The organism is Actinoallomurus iriomotensis (assembly GCF_030269445.1).
Lineage (GTDB): Bacteria > Actinomycetota > Actinomycetes > Streptosporangiales > Streptosporangiaceae > Actinoallomurus > Actinoallomurus iriomotensis.
In genome coordinates this window covers 309,731-328,313 of the sequence record NZ_BSTJ01000012.1, presented here as the reverse complement: position 1 = coordinate 328,313, position 18,583 = coordinate 309,731, and the positions used below count along the sequence as shown (strand labels likewise).

Below are 18,583 nucleotides of genomic sequence, written 5' to 3'. Positions count from 1 at the left end.
CCGGGCGAAAAACCGCCCGGCGGTGCCTGTCTCAGCCGCCGCCGAGCTCCCGGCCGCGGTCGCGCGCGGCCTCGATCGCCTCGATGACCGCCGCGCGTACGCCGTGCCGCTCCAGCTCGCGGATGGCCGAGATGGTCGTGCCGGCCGGCGAGGTGACCGCCTCGCGCAGCATCACCGGGTGGTCGCCGGAGTCGCGCAGCATGACGGCCGCGCCCACGGCCGACTGGATCACCATCTCCAGGGCGGCGGCCCGCGGCATGCCCAGCAGGATGCCCGCGTCGACCATCGCCTCGACCAGGTAGTAGAAGTACGCCGGCCCGCTGCCGGACAGCGCGGTCGCGGCGTCCTGGAGCGACTCGGGGATGCGCAGCACCTTGCCGACCGGGGACAGCAGCTCCTCGGTGACCTTCAGGTGCTCCTCCGCCGCGTGCGTGCCGGCCGAGATCACGCTCATCGCCTCGTCCACGTGCACGGGCGTGTTGGACATGACCCGGACGACCGGTACGTCGGACGGCAGCCGCTCCTCGATGAAGCCGGTCGGGATGCCGGCCGCCATCGAGATCACCAGCCGCCCGGCCGTGACGTGGCCCTCCAGCTCCTCCAGCAGCGACCCCATGTCCTGCGGCTTGACCGCCAGGACCAGCGTGTCCGCGGTGCGCGCGGCCTCGGCGTTGGTGACCACCTCGACGCCGTACCGCTCGCGCAGCAGCGCGCCCCGCTCCTCCCGCCGCGCCGTGACGACCAGGTCCGACGGGCGCCGGCCGGCGCGCAGCACGCCCGACAGGAGCGCCTCGCCCATCTTCCCGGCCCCGAGAATCGCGATCATTTCCGTCCCCCTCGTGTCACGTGACGAAGCGTATCGAGCCGGGAGCTCGCCCGAGCCCACCGGCCCTCACCTGCGCGGACGAAAAGGGCCGAATTCAAGGGGAAAGAAAACCCGCTTCGCGGCCAATACTCCTTGACCGCTGTCGTCGATGAGATGGACAACGCATGAGAAGACCCAGAGCAGGTCTCGCCCTCGCTCTCACGGGCCTGGTACTCGCCGGGGCACCGGCCGCCGCGCAGGCCGACGATCACCCCGCCTCACCGCCCGCGTCCTCATCCACCGGCCGTTCGTACACGGTGACCCTGCTGACCGGGGACGTCGTGCACCTGCGCACCCGGGCGGGCGGGCCGCCGCTCGTGTCCGTGGATCCGGGGCCCGGACGGCGTTCGGTGCTCTTCCGCAAGGACATCCGGCCCGACGGGACCGTGCGGGTCGTCCCGCTCGACGTCGCGTCGAAGATCGGCAAGGTGTACGACCCGGCCCTGTTCGACGTCACCGCGCTGATCAAGGACGGTGACGACGACGCGCACCGCTCGTACCTGCCGCTGATCGTGCAGAACGGCTCCGGCATACGGGCCCTGGCCGCGGGCCGGACGCTGTCGAGCATCGGCGCCGTCGCGGTACGGCAGCCGAAGAAGCAGGCCCTCGCCCCGAAGGCGACGATCCAGGCCGGCGTACGCCACATCTGGCTGGACCGTACGGTCCGTGTCAAGGCGCTGGACCACAACCTCGACCAGATCGGCGCGCCCACGGCCTGGGCGGCGGGCGCGACCGGGAAGGGCGTCAAGGTCGCCGTCCTCGACACCGGCGTCGACGCGACCCACCCCGACCTGAAGGGCCGGATCGCCGAGCAGAAGAACTTCAGCGACGCCGCGGACACGGTCGACCACTTCGGCCACGGCACCCACGTGGCGGCGACGATCGCGGGCACGGGGGCCGCCGCGGACGGCGAGCGCCGCGGCGTGTCGCCCGACGCCGACCTGCTGATCGGCAAGGTCCTGGACGACCAGGGCTTCGGCGAGGAGTCCGGCATCATCGCCGGCATGGAGTGGGCGGCGGCCAACGCGCCGATCGTCAGCATGAGCCTCGGCGGCTACTCCGACGATCCGGCCAACGACCCGATGGCCAAGGCCGTGGACGACCTGACCGCCAAGAACGGCGCCCTGTTCGTCGTGGCCGCCGGCAACGACGGGGCCCCGGACAGCATCGAGACGCCCGGCATCGCCGGATCGGCGCTCACCGTCGGCGCGGTCGACGGCCAGGACCAGGTCGCCTCCTTCTCCAGCCGGGGCGGCAAGGTCCTGAAGCCGGAGATCGCGGCGCCCGGCGTCGGCATCGTCGCCGCCCGCGCCGCGGGCACGTCCATGGGCCACATCATCGACGCGAACTACACCTCCGCCGACGGCACCTCGATGGCCACCCCGCACGTCGCCGGCGCCGCCGCCGCGCTGCTGCAGAAGCACCCGTCCTGGGACGCCGCCCGGCTGAAGGCCGCGCTCGTCTCCACCGCGGACGCCACGAGCGGCACCGTCTACCAGGTCGGCGGCGGGCGTCTCGACGTCGGCGCGGCGGCCACCTCGACGGTCACCGGCGACCAGGCGACCGCGGCGTTCGGGTCGGTCCCGCACGGCTCGACCACGCCCCTCACGAAGCAGCTCACCTGGACGAACACCGGAAAGACCGCGGTGACGCTGCGGCTGTCCGCGACACTCGCCGACACGCACGGGCAGGCCGCCACCGCCCTCTCCGTGCCCGCCACGGTGAGCGTGCCGGCCGGCGGGTCGGCCGGCGTCACGCTGTCCCTCGGCCCGAAGCGGCTCACGACCGCCGGCGCCTACAGCGGCGTGGTGACCGCGAAGGCGGACGGCGTCTCGCTGCGCACGCCGGTCGGCGCGTTCGCCGAGCCGGAGACCCACACGCTGACGGTGCGGGCGACCGCACTCCCGGACACCCCGGACGGTGCTTTCTCCGGCTGGGTCAGCGTCTCCGACCTGGACGACTACACGCTGTTCACGGACGGCGTCCTGCTGGACGCCGACGGGACCGCGAAGATCACAGTGCCCGCCGGGCGGTACGTGGTCCTCGGTGAGATCGACGACACGACCGCGGGCAAGGAGCGCGCGGTCCTCGCCGGGAACGCCGAGCTGGCGGTGGACGGCGACGTGACGCTCCCGCTCGACGCCTCGCACGCGGAGCCGCTCCGCGTGTCGGCGCCGGGCATGACGCCCGACCCGGACTCGGCGCAGGGCCTGCAGGTGGAGCGGACCCTCGGCGAGGACACCTGGGCCACCTCCGTGTTCAGCTTCGCCGGCTCTCCGGCCGTCTACACCGTCCCCATCGCCGCCGCGCGGACCGGTGCCCTCCGGGCGTACGCGTTCACCCGGCTGACCGACGGCGGCAAGACCGTCGACGACGTCCTGCACGACCTCGGCCCCAGCGTGCCGGCGAAGGTGGACTTCCAGGTCGACCCGAAGACGCTCGCCCGGGTCGACCAGCGGTTCGGCACCATCAACGGGGACACCAAGGACCCGATCGGCGAGATTCGATACGGCATCGATCCCGCCGGCTTCCTGGTGTCCGAGGGCGACGGCCAGGTGCCGGGCGGTTCCACGCGCACGGACTACGTGTCCGCCGAACCCGGCCTTCTGTGGGCCGAGGAGGCGGCCCCGCCGAACCTCGGCCAGGGACTCTGGGTCACCGAGCTGCCGGTACGGAAGTACACGCCGGGCAGCACCCAGACCAACGAGTGGGTGCGCCAGCCGTTCCGGCCGGGCCCCTACTCCGCGACGGGCACGTCACCCAGCGGCTGCACACCGGGCGCGAGCACCCGCAGCCGCGGGAACATCCACGTCGAGCTGGTGGACCTGCAGGACCTCACCGACGGCTTCGACTGCCTGACCGACATGCCGGAGTGGGACTCCGTCAGCTCGCGCACCATGAAGCTCTACGCGGGCGGCACGCTCGAAGGCACCACCGACCGGTCGTACGGAAACTTCAGCGTGCCGGCCACCGCCGGGACGTACCGGCTGGTCTACGACGTCGACGCCTCCGCGGCCCTGCCGGTCTCGACGAAGACCTCGACGACGTGGACGTTCCACTCCAAGCCGGTCGAGGAGCGGCTCCCGCTGCTGCTGGTGGACTACCGGCTGCCGCTGGACCTGTTCAACCGGCCGAACGGTGACACCGCGACGTTCACCGTCTCCCGCGTCGCCGGAGCGGCCTCGGCCAAGGCCACCGGCCTGAAGCTGTGGACGTCTCTCGACGACGGCGCCACCTGGCAGCCCGCCCCCGTGACGGGAACCGGCGGGAAGTACTCCGCCACCCTCCCGCACGCGGGCAAGGGCCAGGCCGTCTCGCTGCGCGTCCGGGCCACCGACGCGGGCGGCGGCGCCATCGACCAGACCATCCTCCGCGCCTACTTCGGCGCCTGACCTTCACGTGAGCGTGCCGCCCCCGGTCGGGGGCGGCACGTCCGCGGTCAGGACTTGGAGGCGAGCGACCTCAGGAAGAAGCCCAGGTTGGCGGGGCGCTCGGCCAGGCGGCGCATCAGGTAGCCGTACCACTCCTCGCCGTACGGGACGTAGACCCGCACCTGGGCGCCCTCGCGCGCGAGCCGCAGCTGCTCGTTCGGCCGGATGCCGTACAGCATCTGGTACTCGAAGCTGCCGGGCTCGCGGCCGTGCAGCCCGGCCAGCGAGCCGCCGATCTCGATCAGGCGCGGGTCGTGCGTGGCGAGCATCGGGTACCCGCGCCCGCCCATCAGCACCTTCATGCAGCGCACGTAGGACTTGTCGATCTCGTCGCGGGCGGTGAAGGCGACCGAGTCGGGCGCGTTGTAGGCGCCCTTGCACAGCCGCACCCGCGAACCCTCGTCGGCGAGCGTCGCGCAGTACTCCTCGGCCCGGCGCAGATAGGCCTGGATCACCGCGCCGGTGGTGGGGTACTCCTCGCGCAACTCGGCCAGCACGCGCAGTGTGGAGTCGACCGTCGTGTGGTCCTCCATGTCGAGCGTGACCGTCGTCCCGGCGTCGCGTGCGGCGGCGCAGATCCGCCGGGCGTTCTCCAGCGCGATCTTCTCCCCGTCGTCGAGGAGCTGGCCGAGCGCGGTGAGCTTCACCGAGACCTCGGCTCGCGTGCCGGTGCCGTTCGCGGCGAGCCGGCCGAGCAGTTCCTCGTACCGGGCGGTGATGGTCTCGGCCTGGGCGGTCTCCACCGTGTCCTCGCCGAGATGGTCGAAGGTGATGAGCAGCCCGTCGGAGATGAGCCGGTCGGTGACGGCGAGGGCATCGGCCGCGGACTCACCCGCGACGAACCTCTTCACAACACTTCTGGTGTACGGCGCGGTCTCGACGAGCCGGCGTACGCCGCCGCTGCGCGAGGCGGCCAAGAGGACCTGGCGGAGCAACCTTCCCCCTCTCGCACGGGACTACGCTGTCCCGATCGTTCCCAAGGTTAAGCCACCCTTCAGCGGAGAGGACCCGCTCAGGAGGGTGATACCTCACCCTCGGAGTTGACCTGCCAGGCGCCGGCCGGGCGGGCCGCGGCCAGGTGCAGACGGGTGAAGGCGAGGGACTCGGCCAGATCGTCGATCCGCTGATCGCGGCCGGCCGCGCGCCGGGTGTTGATCTCGACGACCACCTGGCCGGTGTAGCGCTGCGCGGCGAGGCGTTCGAGCATCTCGGCGGCCGGCTGGTTGCCGCGGCCGGGCACGAGGTGCTCGTCGCGGTTGACGACGCCGATGCCGTCCGCCAGGTGCAGGTGGGCGAGCCGGTCGCCGAGCGCCTCGGCCATCTCCAGCGGGTCCGAGCCGGACACGGCGGTGTGCGACAGGTCGATGGTGACGTTGGGGTAGGGCTGGTCGACCGGGTTCCAGTGAGGGGCGTACATGCCGACCTCGGTCGTCCGCGCGCGTACGGGGAACATGTTCTCCACCGAGAAGACCACGTCGGTCTCCTCCTGCATGCGCGCCAGCCCCTGCTCGAACTCCCGTGCGTACTCCCGCTGCCAGCGGAACGGCGGATGCACCACGACCACCCGCGCGCCGAGCTTCTCGGCGGCGTCCTTGGAGCGCATCAGCTTGCCCCACGGCTCGCGGCCCCAGACCCGCTGGGTGAGCAGCAGGCAGGGCGCGTGCACCGAGAGGATGGGGATCTGGTGGTAGTCCGACAACCTGCGGAGAACGTCGATGTCCTGGCTCGCCGGGTCGGTTGTCACCATGACCTCGAGCCCGTCGTATCCGAGTTGCGCGGCGATCTCGAACGCGGCGGGCGTCTTCTCCGGGTAGACGGAGGCCGTCGACAGCACGATCGGCGCGTCGGGAACCTGGAGGACTTCATCCACAATCGGCAAGCCTATGCGTTCCTCGGCCCGAAACGTTGTGGGATCCCCCACGCGTTTACCGTGGAATAGTGATCGCTGCCGGAGCCATAGCCAGTCCGAACATCTGGAACGCCCCGCGGGTGTACGAGCTGGAGAATCTCGCGGCCGACCCGGACGGCCAGATCGAAGAGGCCATGCGCGCCGTCCGCACCTGGGACGGCGCCACCGTGCTGGACATCGGCTGCGGCACAGGTTTCCACCTGCCGCGCTTCGCCCGTACGGCCGCGAAGGTGCTGGGCGTCGAGCCGCACGAGGCCCTCGCGGCGGCGGCGCGACGGCGTGTCGCGGACACTCCGGGAGTGGCCGTACGCGTCGGGGCCGCGCAGGCGCTGCCGGTGCCGCCCGCCTCCGTGGACGTCGCCCACGCCCGCTGGGCGTACTTCTTCGGCCCGGGCTGCGAGCCGGGGCTGGCCGAGCTGGACCGGGTCATGCGCCGGGGCGGCGCGGCGTTCGTGATCGACAACGACGCCACGCGATCGACGTTCGGCTCGTGGTTCCGGCGGTGGCTGCCGTCGTACGACCCGGTCGCCGTGGAGCGGTTCTGGAGCCGGCACGGCTTCTCCCGTACGCCGATCGACATGAGCTGGCGGTTCGCCGACCGCGCCGCGCTGGAGGCGGTGCTGCGGATCGAGTTCCCGGCGGACCTGGCGGCGGCGTTCCTCGCCGAGGTTCCGGGGTGCGAGGTGGACTACGCCGTCAACCTGTGGTGGCGGCGGTACTGAGGGTTCGGGAGTTCACGGCCGCAGCTTGGCGAGGATCTCCGGGATGCGGCGGACGACCTCTCGCTCGTCGTCGTCCAGGTCGTCACGGATCGCCCGCGCGATGCCGGACGCCCGGTGGCGGCGTTCGTCGTCCAGGGCCCGCCGGCCGGACTCCGTGATCGTCACCACCTGCCGTCGCCGGTCCTGCTCGTCCGGGCTCAGCATGACGAGCGCCCGATCGTGCAGCAGATGGACCGTCCGCGTCATGGTCTGGTGCTTGACGTGCTCCCGGCGGGCCAGGTCCGCGATCGACAGTGGCCCCGTACGGTCCAGGTGGCCCAGCACCGCCGCCTGACCGCGGGGCATGCGGTCGTGCAGGCGTACGCGACGCACGAAGTCACCGATGGCCGCGCGCAGCTCTTCGGCCAGATCCTCGTCCATGGACAGAGATATACAGCATCGCTGTACTCTTTGAATGTACAGCGTCGCTGTATTTCTTGAGAGGAGAAGATCTTGAACCCCTACGCGCTCGCGTTCCCGGCCCCGTCCTTCCCGATCGCCAGCGAGGACTTCGACGACGGTGGGCCGCTGCCGCCGTCGGCCTACCAGCCGGCGAACGAATCGCCCGCACTGTCCTGGGGACCGCTGCCGGAGGCCACGAAGAGCCTGGTCGTCACGGCGTTCGACGCCGACGCCCCGATCCCCGGCGGCCTGTGGCACTGGGCGGTGAAGGACATCCCGGCGACCGCCGGTGGTCTCCCCCACGGCGCCGCCGACCTGGGCGTGACACTGGCCAACGACCTGGGCGTGCGGGCCTACACCGGCGCGAAGCCGCCGCCGGGCACCGGGACGCACCGGATGTTCGTCTGCGCGACCGCGCTCGGCGTCGAGACGCTCGACCTCCCGCCGGACGCGAGCCTGGCGATGCTGAACATCGCGATGATCCCGCACACTCTGGGCCGCGCCCTCATCGTCGGCACCAGCCGGCCCTAGCTAACGGTCGGCGGCGGCTCTGGCGGCGGCGAGGGTGGCCAGGACGCGGTCGGCCACCACGCGCATGCCGATGGCGTTCGGGTGGATCGGCGCGGCCGCGTGGCTGATCAGGATCGGCTCGACCCAGCGACGCGCGCGGGCGCACATGTCGTGGCCTGTGCCGCCGCGATAGTCGTCGACGAACAGCGCGCCGCCCCGCCGCGCCTCCTCAGCCAGCATGTGGTTGAGCGAGCGTTCGACCCGGTCGAGGTAGGGCACGTCACCGGCGGCCGCCGGCACCGACGGCCAGCACCCGGTGTCGGAGGGCAGGATGCGCAGGTAGCCGACCACGACCACGACCGCGTGCGGCGCACGCGCGTGGATGGTGCTGATCACCGTGGCGATCCTCGGCGCGGCGGCGGCCACGCGGTCGGTGAGCGTGGTGCCGAAGTGCTTCATGCAGGGCGCGCCCTTGGGCGCGGTGATGCTCAGCCCGGCGCACGTGTAGAAGGTCCGGCTGAACCCGATGTCGTTTCCGCCGATGCCGACCGTGACCAGTGCGGTGTCGGGGGTGACCGCGGAGAGCTGCGCGGGGTTCTCGCCGAACAGGACGTGCTGCGGCTGGAACAGATCGGTGATGGTGGCGGCGGTGCAGCTGACGTCGGCGAACTCCCCGGCTTTGAGCGCGCGGGCGAGCAGCGAGGGATAGTTGTGGTCCGAGCGCAGGCAGGCGAACGGCTTTCCGTGCTGTCGCGGGATCATCGGCCCGGCCGTGAACGAGTCGCCCATCGCGACGTACCGCCCGCCGGTGACCAGCGCCGCCGCGGTGGGACGCCGGGCGGCGTGGGCGGCGGGGACCGCCGTCATCGTGACCAGCGGCGCGAGAACCGCCGCGAGCGCGGACCACCTGCGCATCCGTGCCTCCCAGTACCCCGATCGTCGCGATCCTCCGTCGTCACATTCTTACCCTCCGTAACGACCGTCACGCGGAACTGTCGGCGCCCCTGCGTACAGTCGGCCCCATGGCGAAGACCGTGAAACAGGCGTACCGCTGTGCCGAGTGCGGCTGGCAGACCTCCAAGTGGGTCGGCCGCTGCGGCGAATGCCAGGCATGGGGCACCGTCGACGTCGCGGGCGCGGCCAAGCCCGCGCGGGTCGTCACGGCCGGGCCGGTGAGCTCCCCCGCACGGCCGATCGGCGAGGTCGACGTCCAGGCCGCGCAGACGACCGCGACCGGGCTGGACGAGCTCGACCGGGTCCTGGGTGGCGGCCTGGTGCCCGGCGCGGTGATGCTGCTCGCCGGCGAGCCGGGCATCGGCAAGTCGACGCTGCTCCTGGAGGTCGCGGCCCTGCACGCCGCACGCGGTCCGGTCCTCTACGTCACCGGCGAGGAGTCCGCCGAGCAGGTGCGCCTGCGCGCCGACCGGGTCGGGGCCATCGCCGCCAAGCTCTACATCGCCGCCGAGACCGACCTGTCGGCCGTGCTCGGGCAGGTCGACTCCGTGGCGCCCGAGCTGCTCGTCGTCGACTCGATCCAGACGATCGGCTCGGCCGAGATCGACGGCGCGCCGGGTGGGGTGAGCCAGGTGCGCGAGGTCGCGGCGAACCTCATCCGCGTCGCGAAGGAACGCGGCATCACCACGGTCGTCGTCGGCCACGTGACCAAGGACGGCTCGATCGCCGGCCCTCGGGTCCTCGAGCACCTGGTCGACGTGGTCCTTTACTTCGAGGGCGACCGGCACAGCCGCCTGCGCATGATCCGCGCGGTGAAGAACCGCTACGGCCCGACCGACGAGCTGGGCTGCTTCGACCTGTCGGAGATGGGCATCGTGGGGCTGCCCGACCCGAGCGGCCTGTTCCTCACCCGGCAGGAGAAGCCGGCGCCCGGCACCTGCGTCACCGTCACGCTCGAGGGCCGGCGGCCGCTCGTCGCCGAGGTCCAGTCGCTGGTCGCGCCCTCGCCGCTGGCCAACCCCCGGCGGATGACCTCCGGCCTCGACTCCTCACGGGTGGCGATGATGCTGGCGGTGCTCCAGCGACGGTGCGGCGTCAAGTTGCACGACCGCGACGTGTACGCCGCGACGGTCGGCGGCGTGCGCCTGGGCGAGCCGTCGGTCGACCTCGCGGTGGCGCTGGCCGTCACGGGCGCCGCCAACGACCTGACGCTGCCCGCCGATCTGGTGGCGTTCGGCGAGGTCGGGCTGGCCGGCGAGGTGCGCGGGGTGCAGGCGGCCAAGCGCCGGCTGTCGGAGGCCGCGCGGCTCGGCTACCGGCGCGCCGTCGTGCCCGCGGGCTCGCTGGACCCCACCACACGGTCGAGTGGCACGATCGTCACCGATGAGGGTATGCAAGTGGTGGAAACGGACGCCGTCTGGTCCGCGTTGGACATCGCGTTCGCCGCGGGTGGTCCGCAAGCATGACCATCGGCCCCCCATTTTGGGCCGAGCGGAGGAGCCTGCCGGGCGCGTTCACCGATAAACTGACCGCCGTCCAGCGACCTCCGGGGGTCACGTGCCAGCACATGACAAGGGTAAAGACGAGCGTCGGCGCGCAACCCTTGCCGCCGTCGCGCCGGGGACCCAACTCCGCGACGGGCTCGAACGCATCCTGCGCGGCCACACCGGCGGTCTGATCGTTCTCGGGTACGACAAGATCGTCGCCGGCCTCTGCACGGGCGGTTTCCAGCTCGACGTGGAGTTCTCCTCGACGCGTCTGCGCGAGTTGGCGAAGATGGACGGTGCGATCGTCATCGACAGCACCTGCACGCGCATCGTCCGCGCCGGCGTCCACCTGATGCCCGACCCGACCATCCCGACCGAGGAGTCGGGCACCCGCCACCGCACCGCCGAGCGGGTGGCGAAGCAGACCGGCTTCCCGGTGCTGTCGGTCAGCCAGTCCATGCGCATAATCGCGCTTTATCTCGACGGCCAGCGCTATGTCCTGGAGGACTCGGCGGCCATCCTGTCGCGGGCCAACCAGGCGCTCGCGACGCTCGAACGCTACAAGCTGCGCCTCGACGAGGTCGCCGGCACGCTGTCCGCCCTGGAGATCGAGGACCTCGTCACCGTCCGCGACGTGAGCGCCGTCGTGCAGCGCCTGGAGATGGTCCGCCGCATCGCCGACGAGATCAACGGCTACGTGGTCGAGCTGGGCACCGACGGCCGCCTGCTGTCGCTCCAGCTCGACGAGCTGGTCTCCGGCGTCGACGCCGACCGCGAGCTCATCGTCCGCGACTACCAGCCCCAGGGCCGCGGTCCCCGCCGGGTCGCCGACGTCCTGGAGTCCCTCAACCGCCTGTCGGCCAGCGAGCTCCTCGACCTGACGACGGTCGCGGACGTTCTGGCGTTCTCCGGCAACGACCCGCTGGACATCCCGGTGAGCCCCAAGGGCTACCGCCTCCTGGCCAAGGTCCCCCGCATGCCGAGCCTGGTCGTCGAGCGCCTGGTGGAGCACTTCGGCGGCCTGCAGAAGCTCCTGGCCGCGGGCATCGACGACCTGCAGTCGGTCGGCGGCGTGGACGAGGCCCGCGCCCGCAGCGTCCGCGAGGGACTGTCCCGCCTGGCCGAGTCCTCCATCCTCGAACGCTACGTCTGACCGCTCCGCCGCCCCGGCGCGCGGCCGGGACCTTCGGTCCCCGTCGAAACCGCCGCAGGTCCATCCCGGAAGTGACCTAACGCGATGGTCCGGCGTCCGCCGCCGCGCGATTCTGGGAGGGGGTCCGTACCGGCTCGGGCGTGCCCACAGAGGTCACGCGGAGGGCAAGGTGTCAGAGGTGTCCGATGGACGGTGATGACAGCTCGTTGATCAGTGTGATCACGCGTGATCACCGTCGTCTCGGGGATCTGCTCGTGCGGCTGACGGCCCGTGGCCCGGCGCGCGACGGGCTCGTCGACGAGATGACCGCCGAGGTGATGCGGCATGTGGTCGCCGAGGAGCTGTACCTGTATCCGCTGGTCCGCGAGGTCGTGCCCGAATGGGTGGTCGGCTCGGCCGAGCACGCCGACATCGACGCCCGGATGGAACGGCTGCTGGCCGACCTCAGCGTGACCAGACCGGACAGCCCCGCGTTCGACGCACTGATCACCCGGCTCGTCGTGGTGACGCGTCAGGCGATCCTTCATGAGGAGCTGGAGGTGTTCCCCCGGCTGGCCCGGCACGCCGACAGGCGGCTGCTGACCGACCTCGGGACCATGTTCCGGGCGTTCAGCGACGCCGCGGTGGTCGAGAGGACCTGCGATGCCGGGCGTGTCATCCGGTTCCACGGCCTGGTCCTGCACCGCTGGGAGCCCGGTCTCCCTATTTGCGCCGCGCCGCACGTATCACCGCGAGACGTCACGCCGCACCTGTCGCTACCGGCGTGAGCACGACGGCCTGCGCGGCGCGGAGACCGCCTCAGCCGAGACGGAAGACCTCCCGGCGGGTCTTGATACCGGGCGCCCCCACGGCGATGACGTACGTGCCCGGAGCGGCGTGTGCGTCGCTGTTGCAACGGCGGCGGTCCCAGTCGAGGGTCGCCAGGTACGGGACGCCGCGCCGGAGCATCTGGATGTTCGCGCCCGCGCCGGACACGCACCGGTCCGAGGACCACACCCGGTCCGAGCCGGACGAGATGCGGATCAGCAGGGCCTTCGGGCCGACGTCGAACGTGCACGCGCGGCGGCCCGTGTTGACCACGCTCAGGCCGAACCTCGGGTGTTGCCGGCCCTTGAACACCGTGCCCGCCGGAGTCACGCCCACCACGACGTCACGCGGGGCACAGGTGTCACCGGCGCGTCTGGGCGCCGACGGCAGCGCGGTCGGGGACGCGGTGACGGTCACGGTGGCGGTCGGCTTCGGGGCCGCGGCGGACGGGGTCGGCGTCGGGCTCTCGGTGGCGGCGGCGTTGCGCACCTGCGCCGTCGACCGTTTGTGCGCCGAGCCGGAGCAGGCCCACGCCACCAGGGCGATCAGAGTGATCCCGCCCGCCAGGACGTACACGCGCCGGCGCCAGTACGCCTCCGTGTCGTCCGGGTCGTCCTCGACATCCGGGTCCAGATATCGCGTACGGTCCGTGTCTGACTCCATACGCTCAGTATGCTTTTTCGATCATGGCGAGTTGTCGCGACCCGCCGTGCCAGGATCGATTGCGTCATGCATGAACCCAGATACGCCGAACCCGTTCTGACCTGGTACGCCGAGCATGCCCGGGATCTGCCGTGGCGCCGTCCCGACGCCTCGCCGTGGGCCGTACTCGTCAGCGAGATCATGCTCCAGCAGACCCCGGTCGTCCGCGTGCTGCCCGCGTACGAGGCGTGGCTCGCCCGCTGGCCCACCCCGGCCGACCTCGCCAAGGAGCCGCCCGGCGAGGCCGTACGGGCCTGGGGCCGCCTCGGCTACCCGCGCCGCGCGCTCAACCTGCACGCGAGCGCCCGCGCCATCACCGAGCGGCACGACGGCGTGGTCCCGGCCGACTACGACGAGCTGCGCGCCCTGCCGGGCGTCGGCGCGTACACGGCCGCGGCCGTCGCCAGCTTCGCGTACCGCAGGAGGCACGCCGTGCTGGACACCAACGTCCGGCGCGTGCTGGCCCGCGTGGTCACCGGGGTGGAGTACCCGCCGAAGACCCAGACGACCGCCGAGGTGCGCGTCGCGGAGTCCCTGCTGCCGGAGGACCCGCCGGTGGCCGCCCGGTGGTCCGTGGCGATCATGGAGCTCGGTGCCCTGGTGTGCACGGCCCGGTCGCCGCGCTGCGCCGCTTGCCCGCTGGTGGCGGAGTGTGAATGGCGCCTGGCCGGCAAGCCCCCGTACGACGGCCCGCCGCGCAGGGGCCAGACGTACGCGGGCACCGACCGCCAGTGCCGGGGCCGCCTCCTCGACGTCCTGCGCCACGCCGACGGCCCGGTGGAGAAGGCCGCCCTGGACGACGTGTGGGCCGACGCGCTCCAGCGCGAACGCTCCCTGGCCGCCCTCATCGAGGACGGCCTGGTCGACCCACTCGACGACGGCCGCTACGCCCTGCCTAGCTGACGCGCGAGGCGCGCAGGGAACCGTAGCGGCGCTGGAGGTACCACTCCGCGATCAGCAGGTTGAGCACGAACGCGAGCCACGAGGTCGTGCCGGCGATGTCGTGCGTGATCAGAGTCGTGTCGTCACCGCGTCCGAACGCGCCGTCCTGCGCCGCGACGAGGAGGTAGACCGGCACCTGGAGCAGCGTGTTGGTGACCTTGCCGAAGGTCAGCGCGAAGTTACGGATCATCCACTGCCGGTGGTCGGCGTACCGGCGCCGGCGGGCGGCGCGATAGGCCGCGTAGGCAGTGCCGAACCACACGACCGAGAAGACCCCGGTCGCCAGCTGGCTGCTCACCCCGAACGTGGAGGTCTGTACCGAGACGGGAATGCTGAGCACCGCGCTGGGGAACACGCCGGCGAACAGGTAGGCGCGCCCGATCCAGCGGTGCGCTTTACCGCGCCGCCGCAGCCACGGCCAGAACTGCAGCGGGCCCGCGATGAGGGCCACCGACGCGGTGAAGATGTGCGCGACGAGCAGGACGTAGGCGAAGGTGTCGGTCTCCGGCACCCGGCTGCGGCTCATCTCCGGCGGGACGTAGGCGGTCAGCAGGTACACCAGAGGCGCCACGCACAGCACGGCGAGCAGGACCAACGGCCATGTACGGCCGCGCCGGCGCCGCTCCGGCCCTCGCGTCGCCTTCGCCGGCGGAACCACCGTCGTCGTCATGGGATCTCCTCTCCGATGGTCTGGGCTCCGTCAAAACCCTCGCAAGGATGCGTGCGAGAGTCCCTGGGCCTGGACCCCGGATCGGGGGTGGTACTGGCGACACCTCTCCCCATGACGCACAAGACCCGCGCCCCTCAGCGGGACGCGGGTCTTGGTCAGATCGTGCGGTTACGGGTGGTTGACCGGCTCGGCGGCGCCGGCGGAGGCCGGGACGGCGGGCTCGGGCTTGGGCTCGCCGGTGAAGGTGAACTTCGCCGTCTCGCCGGTGCCCTCGACACCCACCATGACGATCTCGCCCGCGCGCAGCTCGCCGTACAGGATCTTCTCGGACAGGTTGTCCTCGATCTCCCGCTGGATGGTGCGGCGCAGCGGCCGAGCGCCCAGGACCGGGTCGTAGCCGCGCTCGGCCAGCAGGTCCTTGGCCTCCTGGCGCAGCTCGATGCCCATGTCGCGGTCCTTGAGCCGCTCGTCGACCTTGGCGATCATCAGATCGACGATCTGGATGATCTCCTTCGGCGTGAGCTGGTGGAAGACGACCGTGTCGTCGACGCGGTTGAGGAACTCCGGCCGGAAGTGCTGCTTGAGCTCCTCGTTGACCTTCGCCTTCATCCGGTCGTACGAGCCCTGCTCGTCGTTCTCCCGTGCGAAGCCGACCGACAGGCCCTTGGAGATGTCGCGCGTGCCGAGGTTGGTCGTCATGATCACGACCGTGTTCTTGAAGTCGACCACGCGGCCCTGGGCGTCGGTGAGGCGCCCGTCCTCCAGGATCTGCAACAGCGAGTTGAAGATGTCGGGGTGGGCCTTCTCGATCTCGTCGAACAGGACGACGGAGAACGGCTTGCGGCGGACCTTCTCGGTCAGCTGGCCGCCCTCTTCGTAGCCGACGTATCCGGGCGGAGAGCCGAACAGCCGCGAGACCGTGTGCTTCTCCATGAACTCGGACATGTCCAGCTGGATCAGCGCGTCCTCGTCGCCGAACAGGAACTCGGCGAGCGTCTTGGACAGCTCGGTCTTACCGACACCCGACGGGCCCGCGAAGATGAACGAACCACCCGGGCGCTTGGGGTCCTTCAGACCCGCGCGCGTGCGGCGGATCGACTGGGACAGCGCCTTGATGGCGTCGTTCTGGCCGATGACCCGCCTGTGGAGCTCGTCCTCCATGCGGAGCAGGCGAGCGCTCTCCTCCTCGGTGAGCTTGAAGACCGGAATGCCGGTCGCCGTCGCGAGAACCTCCGCGATCAGCTCCTCGGTGACCTCGGCGACGACGTCCATGTCGCCGGCCTTCCATTCCTTCTCCCGCTGCGCCTTGGCCTGGAGAAGCTGCTTCTCCCGGTCGCGCAGCGCGGCGGCCTTCTCGAAGTCCTGCGCGTCGATCGCGGACTCCTTGTCGCGTCGCACGTCGGCGATCTTCTCGTCGTACTCGCGCAGGTCCGGCGGCGCGGTCATGCGGCGGATGCGCATGCGCGAGCCGGCCTCGTCGATGAGGTCGATCGCCTTGTCCGGCAGGAACCGGTCGCTGATGTAGCGGTCGGCCAGCTGGGCCGCGGCCACCAGCGCACCGTCGGTGATCGAGACGCGGTGGTGGGCCTCGTAGCGGTCGCGCAGGCCCTTGAGGATCTCGATCGTGTGGCTGAGCGACGGCTCGGCGACCTGGATCGGCTGGAAGCGGCGCTCGAGCGCGGCGTCCTTCTCCAGGTACTTGCGGTATTCGTCGAGCGTCGTCGCGCCGATGGTCTGCAGCTCACCGCGGGCCAGCATCGGCTTGAGGATGCTGGCGGCGTCGATCGCGCCTTCGGCGGCACCCGCACCGACCAGCGTGTGCAGCTCGTCGATGAACAGGATGATGTCGCCGCGGGTGCGGATCTCCTTGAGCACCTTCTTCAGGCGCTCCTCGAAGTCACCGCGGTAGCGGGAACCGGCCACCAGCGCGCCCAGGTCGAGGGTGTAGAGCTGCTTGTCCTTCAGCGTCTCGGGGACCTCCCCCTTGACGATCTTCTGGGACAGCCCCTCGACGACCGCCGTCTTACCGACGCCGGGCTCACCGATCAGGACCGGGTTGTTCTTGGTACGGCGGGACAGCACCTGCATGACCCGCTCGATCTCTTTCTCGCGCCCGATGACCGGGTCGAGCTTGCCTTCACGCGCGGCCTGCGTCAGGTTGCGGCCGAACTGGTCCAGCACAAGAGAGGTCGACGGAGCCGCCTCTGAGGGCCCGCCCGAGGAGGCGGGTTCCTTGCCCTGGTATCCGTGCAGCAACTGGATCACCTGCTGCCGCACGCGGTTCAGATCGGCACCCAGCTTCACCAGAACCTGGGCGGCCACACCCTCGCCCTCACGGATCAGGCCGAGCAGGATGTGCTCGGTCCCGATGTAGTTGTGGCCGAGCTGAAGCGCCTCACGCAGCGAGAGCTCAAGGACCTTCTTCGCCCGCGGAGTGAACGGGATGTGTCCCGAAGGTGCCTGCTGCCCCTGGCCGATGATCTCCTCGACCTGCTGGCGCACGGCTTCGAGGCTGATGCCCAGGCTCTCCAGAGCCTTGGCGGCAACACCCTCGCCCTCGTGGATGAGGCCCAAGAGGATGTGCTCGGTGCCGATGTAGTTGTGGTTGAGCATCCTGGCCTCTTCCTGAGCCAGGACGACAACCCGCCGCGCGCGGTCCGTAAACCTCTCGAACATCTCGTCGCTCCTCACAGAGCGGTTGGGCAGTAGCCGGAATGTCCGACTCTGTCCTTCCGCATGCTAGCCCGCCCGGCAGACGCCGCCACTCGGTAGTCCCAACGGAAGACGTTCCCCTGGGCAAGCCCGTTCATCCTCATCCAACTACCGCGCGGGGCCGTGATGTTCCCCGTACGCCGCAAGCGAACGGCCCGTCGCCCCCTGGGGCCGGGCGACGGGCCACTCACCGGAGCTGTATTCGATCAGTGCGCGCGCTCGTACTCCTCGACGACGGTCGCCGGGATGCGTCCACGCTCGTTCACCTTGATGCCACGCGCCTTCGCCCACGCACGGATGTCCGCGCTGCGCTCGCGGCTCGACGCGGCGCGGCTGCGACGCCGGCGGCCACCGGCGGCGGCCCCACCGGCCTTGCGGGCGTGCTCCACGAACGGCGCCAGGGAATCCCGCACCTTCTTGGCGTTGGCGGCGCTCAGATCGATCTCATATGGGACGCCGTCGAGAGAGAACTGGACCGTCTCCTCTGCCTCCCCCCCATCGATGTCGTCGATGAGGCGCTTAATGATCTGCTCTGCCATGGAGACTGACCTTTCACCGGAGCAAACTGCATTCGGTTGCCAAAGATATACCTCCGTGGCTCCCGATGACAATTCCAACGCTGGAAGTTTAGCACGCACGTTACGGTGCGTAATCACCGGCAATCCATCCGGCGGCGGGGAGCTTACCGCCCCCCGTTGCGCTTCTCCGGCGCGTCTTCCCGCCTCCGCTTACCGCCCATCTCTCTCCGCACCACCCAGAACACGCCTGCGAAGAACACTGCTGCCACCGTGAGAGGGGGGACGAGCGCCGCAAGGTCGTTCCACATCGGCCCATGCCTTCCGTTCTCGCGTTATCGGACCTGTCACGCAAGAGGTCGCCCAAGCTGTCGTCCAAGCGGACTGGGCGCGCACGGCCCCTGCCCTTGAATTGTCCCGCAGTCGCATGCGGCACACACACCGCCCCGGCTTTCGGCCCGGCCGCTGCACGGCATCCGGTCCGACGGGCCCGGCGGGAGCTCATCCGGCGGCCGTCGAGCGGGGCGTCGATACGCTGCGGTGAGTCGTTCCGGTAACCGGACCGCGGAGCGGGGCGTGCCGGTACGGCGGGTGACCACCCTGTCCGAAAACCAGAGACGGGCCTCGTCAACACCTTGGCCCACGTATCGCTCGAATAACCCTCACGTACCGCCACTTAACAGGCAGCGACCGCCACGGAATGCGCAACCCGGCAGGCTCGCCCACCGAGTCGGGGATCATGAGCAGCGAACATGCCCCATGG

At 70.9% G+C, this 18,583-nt stretch carries 16 protein-coding genes; 7 read left to right on the top strand and 9 right to left on the bottom strand.

Annotation, left to right across the window (positions count from 1 at the left end):
- Nucleotides 1-31: 31 nt before the first annotated feature.
- A complete protein-coding gene (proC, locus tag QSK37_RS40425) occupies nt 32-826 on the bottom strand; it encodes a pyrroline-5-carboxylate reductase (RefSeq protein ID WP_285631915.1) in 795 nt (264 codons plus the stop codon).
- Between the two features lie 164 nt (nt 827-990).
- On the opposite strand from proC, the gene QSK37_RS40420 reads away from it, so the two are divergent.
- Nucleotides 991-4,257: a S8 family peptidase gene (locus QSK37_RS40420; RefSeq protein ID WP_285631912.1), complete on the top strand. Its 3,267-nt coding sequence runs from the start codon at nt 991-993 to the stop codon at nt 4,255-4,257.
- A gap of 47 nt (nt 4,258-4,304) precedes the next feature.
- Here QSK37_RS40420 and QSK37_RS40415 read toward each other — a convergent pair whose 3' ends face one another.
- Nucleotides 4,305-5,231, bottom strand: a complete 927-nt coding sequence (locus QSK37_RS40415; RefSeq protein WP_285578329.1) for a proline dehydrogenase family protein — start codon at nt 5,229-5,231, stop codon at nt 4,305-4,307.
- Between the two features lie 77 nt (nt 5,232-5,308).
- Entirely contained in the window at nt 5,309-6,166 is an 858-nt protein-coding gene (locus tag QSK37_RS40410; RefSeq protein ID WP_285631909.1) for a sugar phosphate isomerase/epimerase family protein, read from the bottom strand.
- Nucleotides 6,167-6,339: 173 nt separating this feature from the next.
- Between QSK37_RS40410 and QSK37_RS40405 the strand changes: the two genes are divergently transcribed.
- Nucleotides 6,340-6,927, top strand: a complete 588-nt coding sequence (locus tag QSK37_RS40405; protein ID WP_432705647.1) for a class I SAM-dependent methyltransferase — start codon at nt 6,340-6,342, stop codon at nt 6,925-6,927.
- 12 nt (nt 6,928-6,939) lie between these two features.
- On the opposite strand, the gene QSK37_RS40400 is transcribed toward QSK37_RS40405, so the two are convergent.
- Nucleotides 6,940-7,347, bottom strand: coding sequence for a MarR family winged helix-turn-helix transcriptional regulator (locus QSK37_RS40400; RefSeq protein ID WP_285631904.1), 408 nt, complete (start codon nt 7,345-7,347; stop codon nt 6,940-6,942).
- A gap of 72 nt (nt 7,348-7,419) precedes the next feature.
- On the opposite strand from QSK37_RS40400, the gene QSK37_RS40395 reads away from it, so the two are divergent.
- Nucleotides 7,420-7,899 carry a YbhB/YbcL family Raf kinase inhibitor-like protein gene (locus QSK37_RS40395; RefSeq protein WP_285631902.1) on the top strand — a complete coding sequence of 160 codons (480 nt, stop codon included), beginning with the start codon at nt 7,420-7,422 and terminating at the stop codon, nt 7,897-7,899.
- On the opposite strand, the gene QSK37_RS40390 is transcribed toward QSK37_RS40395, so the two are convergent.
- Nucleotides 7,900-8,793: an SGNH/GDSL hydrolase family protein gene (locus QSK37_RS40390; RefSeq protein WP_285631900.1), complete on the bottom strand. Its 894-nt coding sequence runs from the start codon at nt 8,791-8,793 to the stop codon at nt 7,900-7,902.
- A 107-nt stretch (nt 8,794-8,900) separates the two neighbouring features.
- Between QSK37_RS40390 and radA the strand changes: the two genes are divergently transcribed.
- The 3 genes from radA to QSK37_RS40375 all read left to right on the top strand — a co-directional run bounded on the left by radA (nt 8,901) and on the right by QSK37_RS40375 (nt 12,239).
- On the top strand, nt 8,901-10,298 hold the full coding sequence (gene radA, locus QSK37_RS40385; protein WP_285631899.1) for a DNA repair protein RadA: 1,398 nt from the start codon (nt 8,901-8,903) through the stop codon (nt 10,296-10,298).
- A 91-nt stretch (nt 10,299-10,389) separates the two neighbouring features.
- Nucleotides 10,390-11,472: a DNA integrity scanning diadenylate cyclase DisA gene (gene disA / locus QSK37_RS40380; protein WP_285631898.1), complete on the top strand. Its 1,083-nt coding sequence runs from the start codon at nt 10,390-10,392 to the stop codon at nt 11,470-11,472.
- Nucleotides 11,473-11,657: 185 nt separating this feature from the next.
- Nucleotides 11,658-12,239 carry a hemerythrin domain-containing protein gene (locus QSK37_RS40375; RefSeq protein WP_285631896.1) on the top strand — a complete coding sequence of 194 codons (582 nt, stop codon included), beginning with the start codon at nt 11,658-11,660 and terminating at the stop codon, nt 12,237-12,239.
- Nucleotides 12,240-12,270: 31 nt separating this feature from the next.
- Here QSK37_RS40375 and QSK37_RS40370 read toward each other — a convergent pair whose 3' ends face one another.
- Nucleotides 12,271-12,942: a hypothetical protein gene (locus tag QSK37_RS40370; protein ID WP_285631893.1), complete on the bottom strand. Its 672-nt coding sequence runs from the start codon at nt 12,940-12,942 to the stop codon at nt 12,271-12,273.
- A gap of 66 nt (nt 12,943-13,008) precedes the next feature.
- On the opposite strand from QSK37_RS40370, the gene QSK37_RS40365 reads away from it, so the two are divergent.
- Nucleotides 13,009-13,884 carry an HhH-GPD family protein gene (locus QSK37_RS40365; RefSeq protein ID WP_285631890.1) on the top strand — a complete coding sequence of 292 codons (876 nt, stop codon included), beginning with the start codon at nt 13,009-13,011 and terminating at the stop codon, nt 13,882-13,884.
- On the opposite strand, the gene QSK37_RS40360 is transcribed toward QSK37_RS40365, so the two are convergent.
- The 3 genes from QSK37_RS40360 to QSK37_RS40350 form a co-directional block, all read right to left on the bottom strand.
- Nucleotides 13,877-14,593 (bottom strand): DUF2306 domain-containing protein, encoded by a 717-nt coding sequence (locus tag QSK37_RS40360; RefSeq protein WP_285631887.1) that lies wholly within the window; start codon nt 14,591-14,593, stop codon nt 13,877-13,879. The genes QSK37_RS40365 and QSK37_RS40360 overlap by 8 nt on opposite strands.
- Before the next feature lie 168 nt (nt 14,594-14,761).
- Entirely contained in the window at nt 14,762-17,269 is a 2,508-nt protein-coding gene (locus QSK37_RS40355) for an ATP-dependent Clp protease ATP-binding subunit (protein ID WP_285578316.1), read from the bottom strand.
- A gap of 242 nt (nt 17,270-17,511) precedes the next feature.
- The gene (locus tag QSK37_RS40350) at nt 17,512-17,844 is read right to left on the bottom strand and encodes a histone-like nucleoid-structuring protein Lsr2 (RefSeq protein WP_285578315.1); all 333 of its coding nucleotides are present in this window, start codon (nt 17,842-17,844) and stop codon (nt 17,512-17,514) included.
- Nucleotides 17,845-18,583: the final 739 nt, after the last annotated feature.

Bases quoted from the DNA above. Each gene is read 5' to 3' on its own strand.
- proC (WP_285631915.1), bottom strand. From the start codon at position 826: ATGATCGCGATTCTCGGGGCCGGGAAGATGGGCGAGGCGCTCCTGTCG.
- QSK37_RS40420 (WP_285631912.1), top strand. From the start codon at position 991: ATGAGAAGACCCAGAGCAGGTCTCGCCCTCGCTCTCACGGGCCTGGTA.
- QSK37_RS40405 (WP_432705647.1), top strand. From the start codon at position 6,340: ATGCGCGCCGTCCGCACCTGGGACGGCGCCACCGTGCTGGACATCGGC.
- QSK37_RS40400 (WP_285631904.1), bottom strand. From the start codon at position 7,347: ATGGACGAGGATCTGGCCGAAGAGCTGCGCGCGGCCATCGGTGACTTC.
- QSK37_RS40390 (WP_285631900.1), bottom strand. From the start codon at position 8,793: ATGCGCAGGTGGTCCGCGCTCGCGGCGGTTCTCGCGCCGCTGGTCACG.
- radA (WP_285631899.1), top strand. From the start codon at position 8,901: ATGGCGAAGACCGTGAAACAGGCGTACCGCTGTGCCGAGTGCGGCTGG.
- QSK37_RS40375 (WP_285631896.1), top strand. From the start codon at position 11,658: ATGGACGGTGATGACAGCTCGTTGATCAGTGTGATCACGCGTGATCAC.
- QSK37_RS40370 (WP_285631893.1), bottom strand. From the start codon at position 12,942: ATGGAGTCAGACACGGACCGTACGCGATATCTGGACCCGGATGTCGAG.
- QSK37_RS40365 (WP_285631890.1), top strand. From the start codon at position 13,009: ATGCATGAACCCAGATACGCCGAACCCGTTCTGACCTGGTACGCCGAG.
- QSK37_RS40360 (WP_285631887.1), bottom strand. From the start codon at position 14,593: ATGACGACGACGGTGGTTCCGCCGGCGAAGGCGACGCGAGGGCCGGAG.
- QSK37_RS40355 (WP_285578316.1), bottom strand. From the start codon at position 17,269: ATGTTCGAGAGGTTTACGGACCGCGCGCGGCGGGTTGTCGTCCTGGCT.
- QSK37_RS40350 (WP_285578315.1), bottom strand. From the start codon at position 17,844: ATGGCAGAGCAGATCATTAAGCGCCTCATCGACGACATCGATGGGGGG.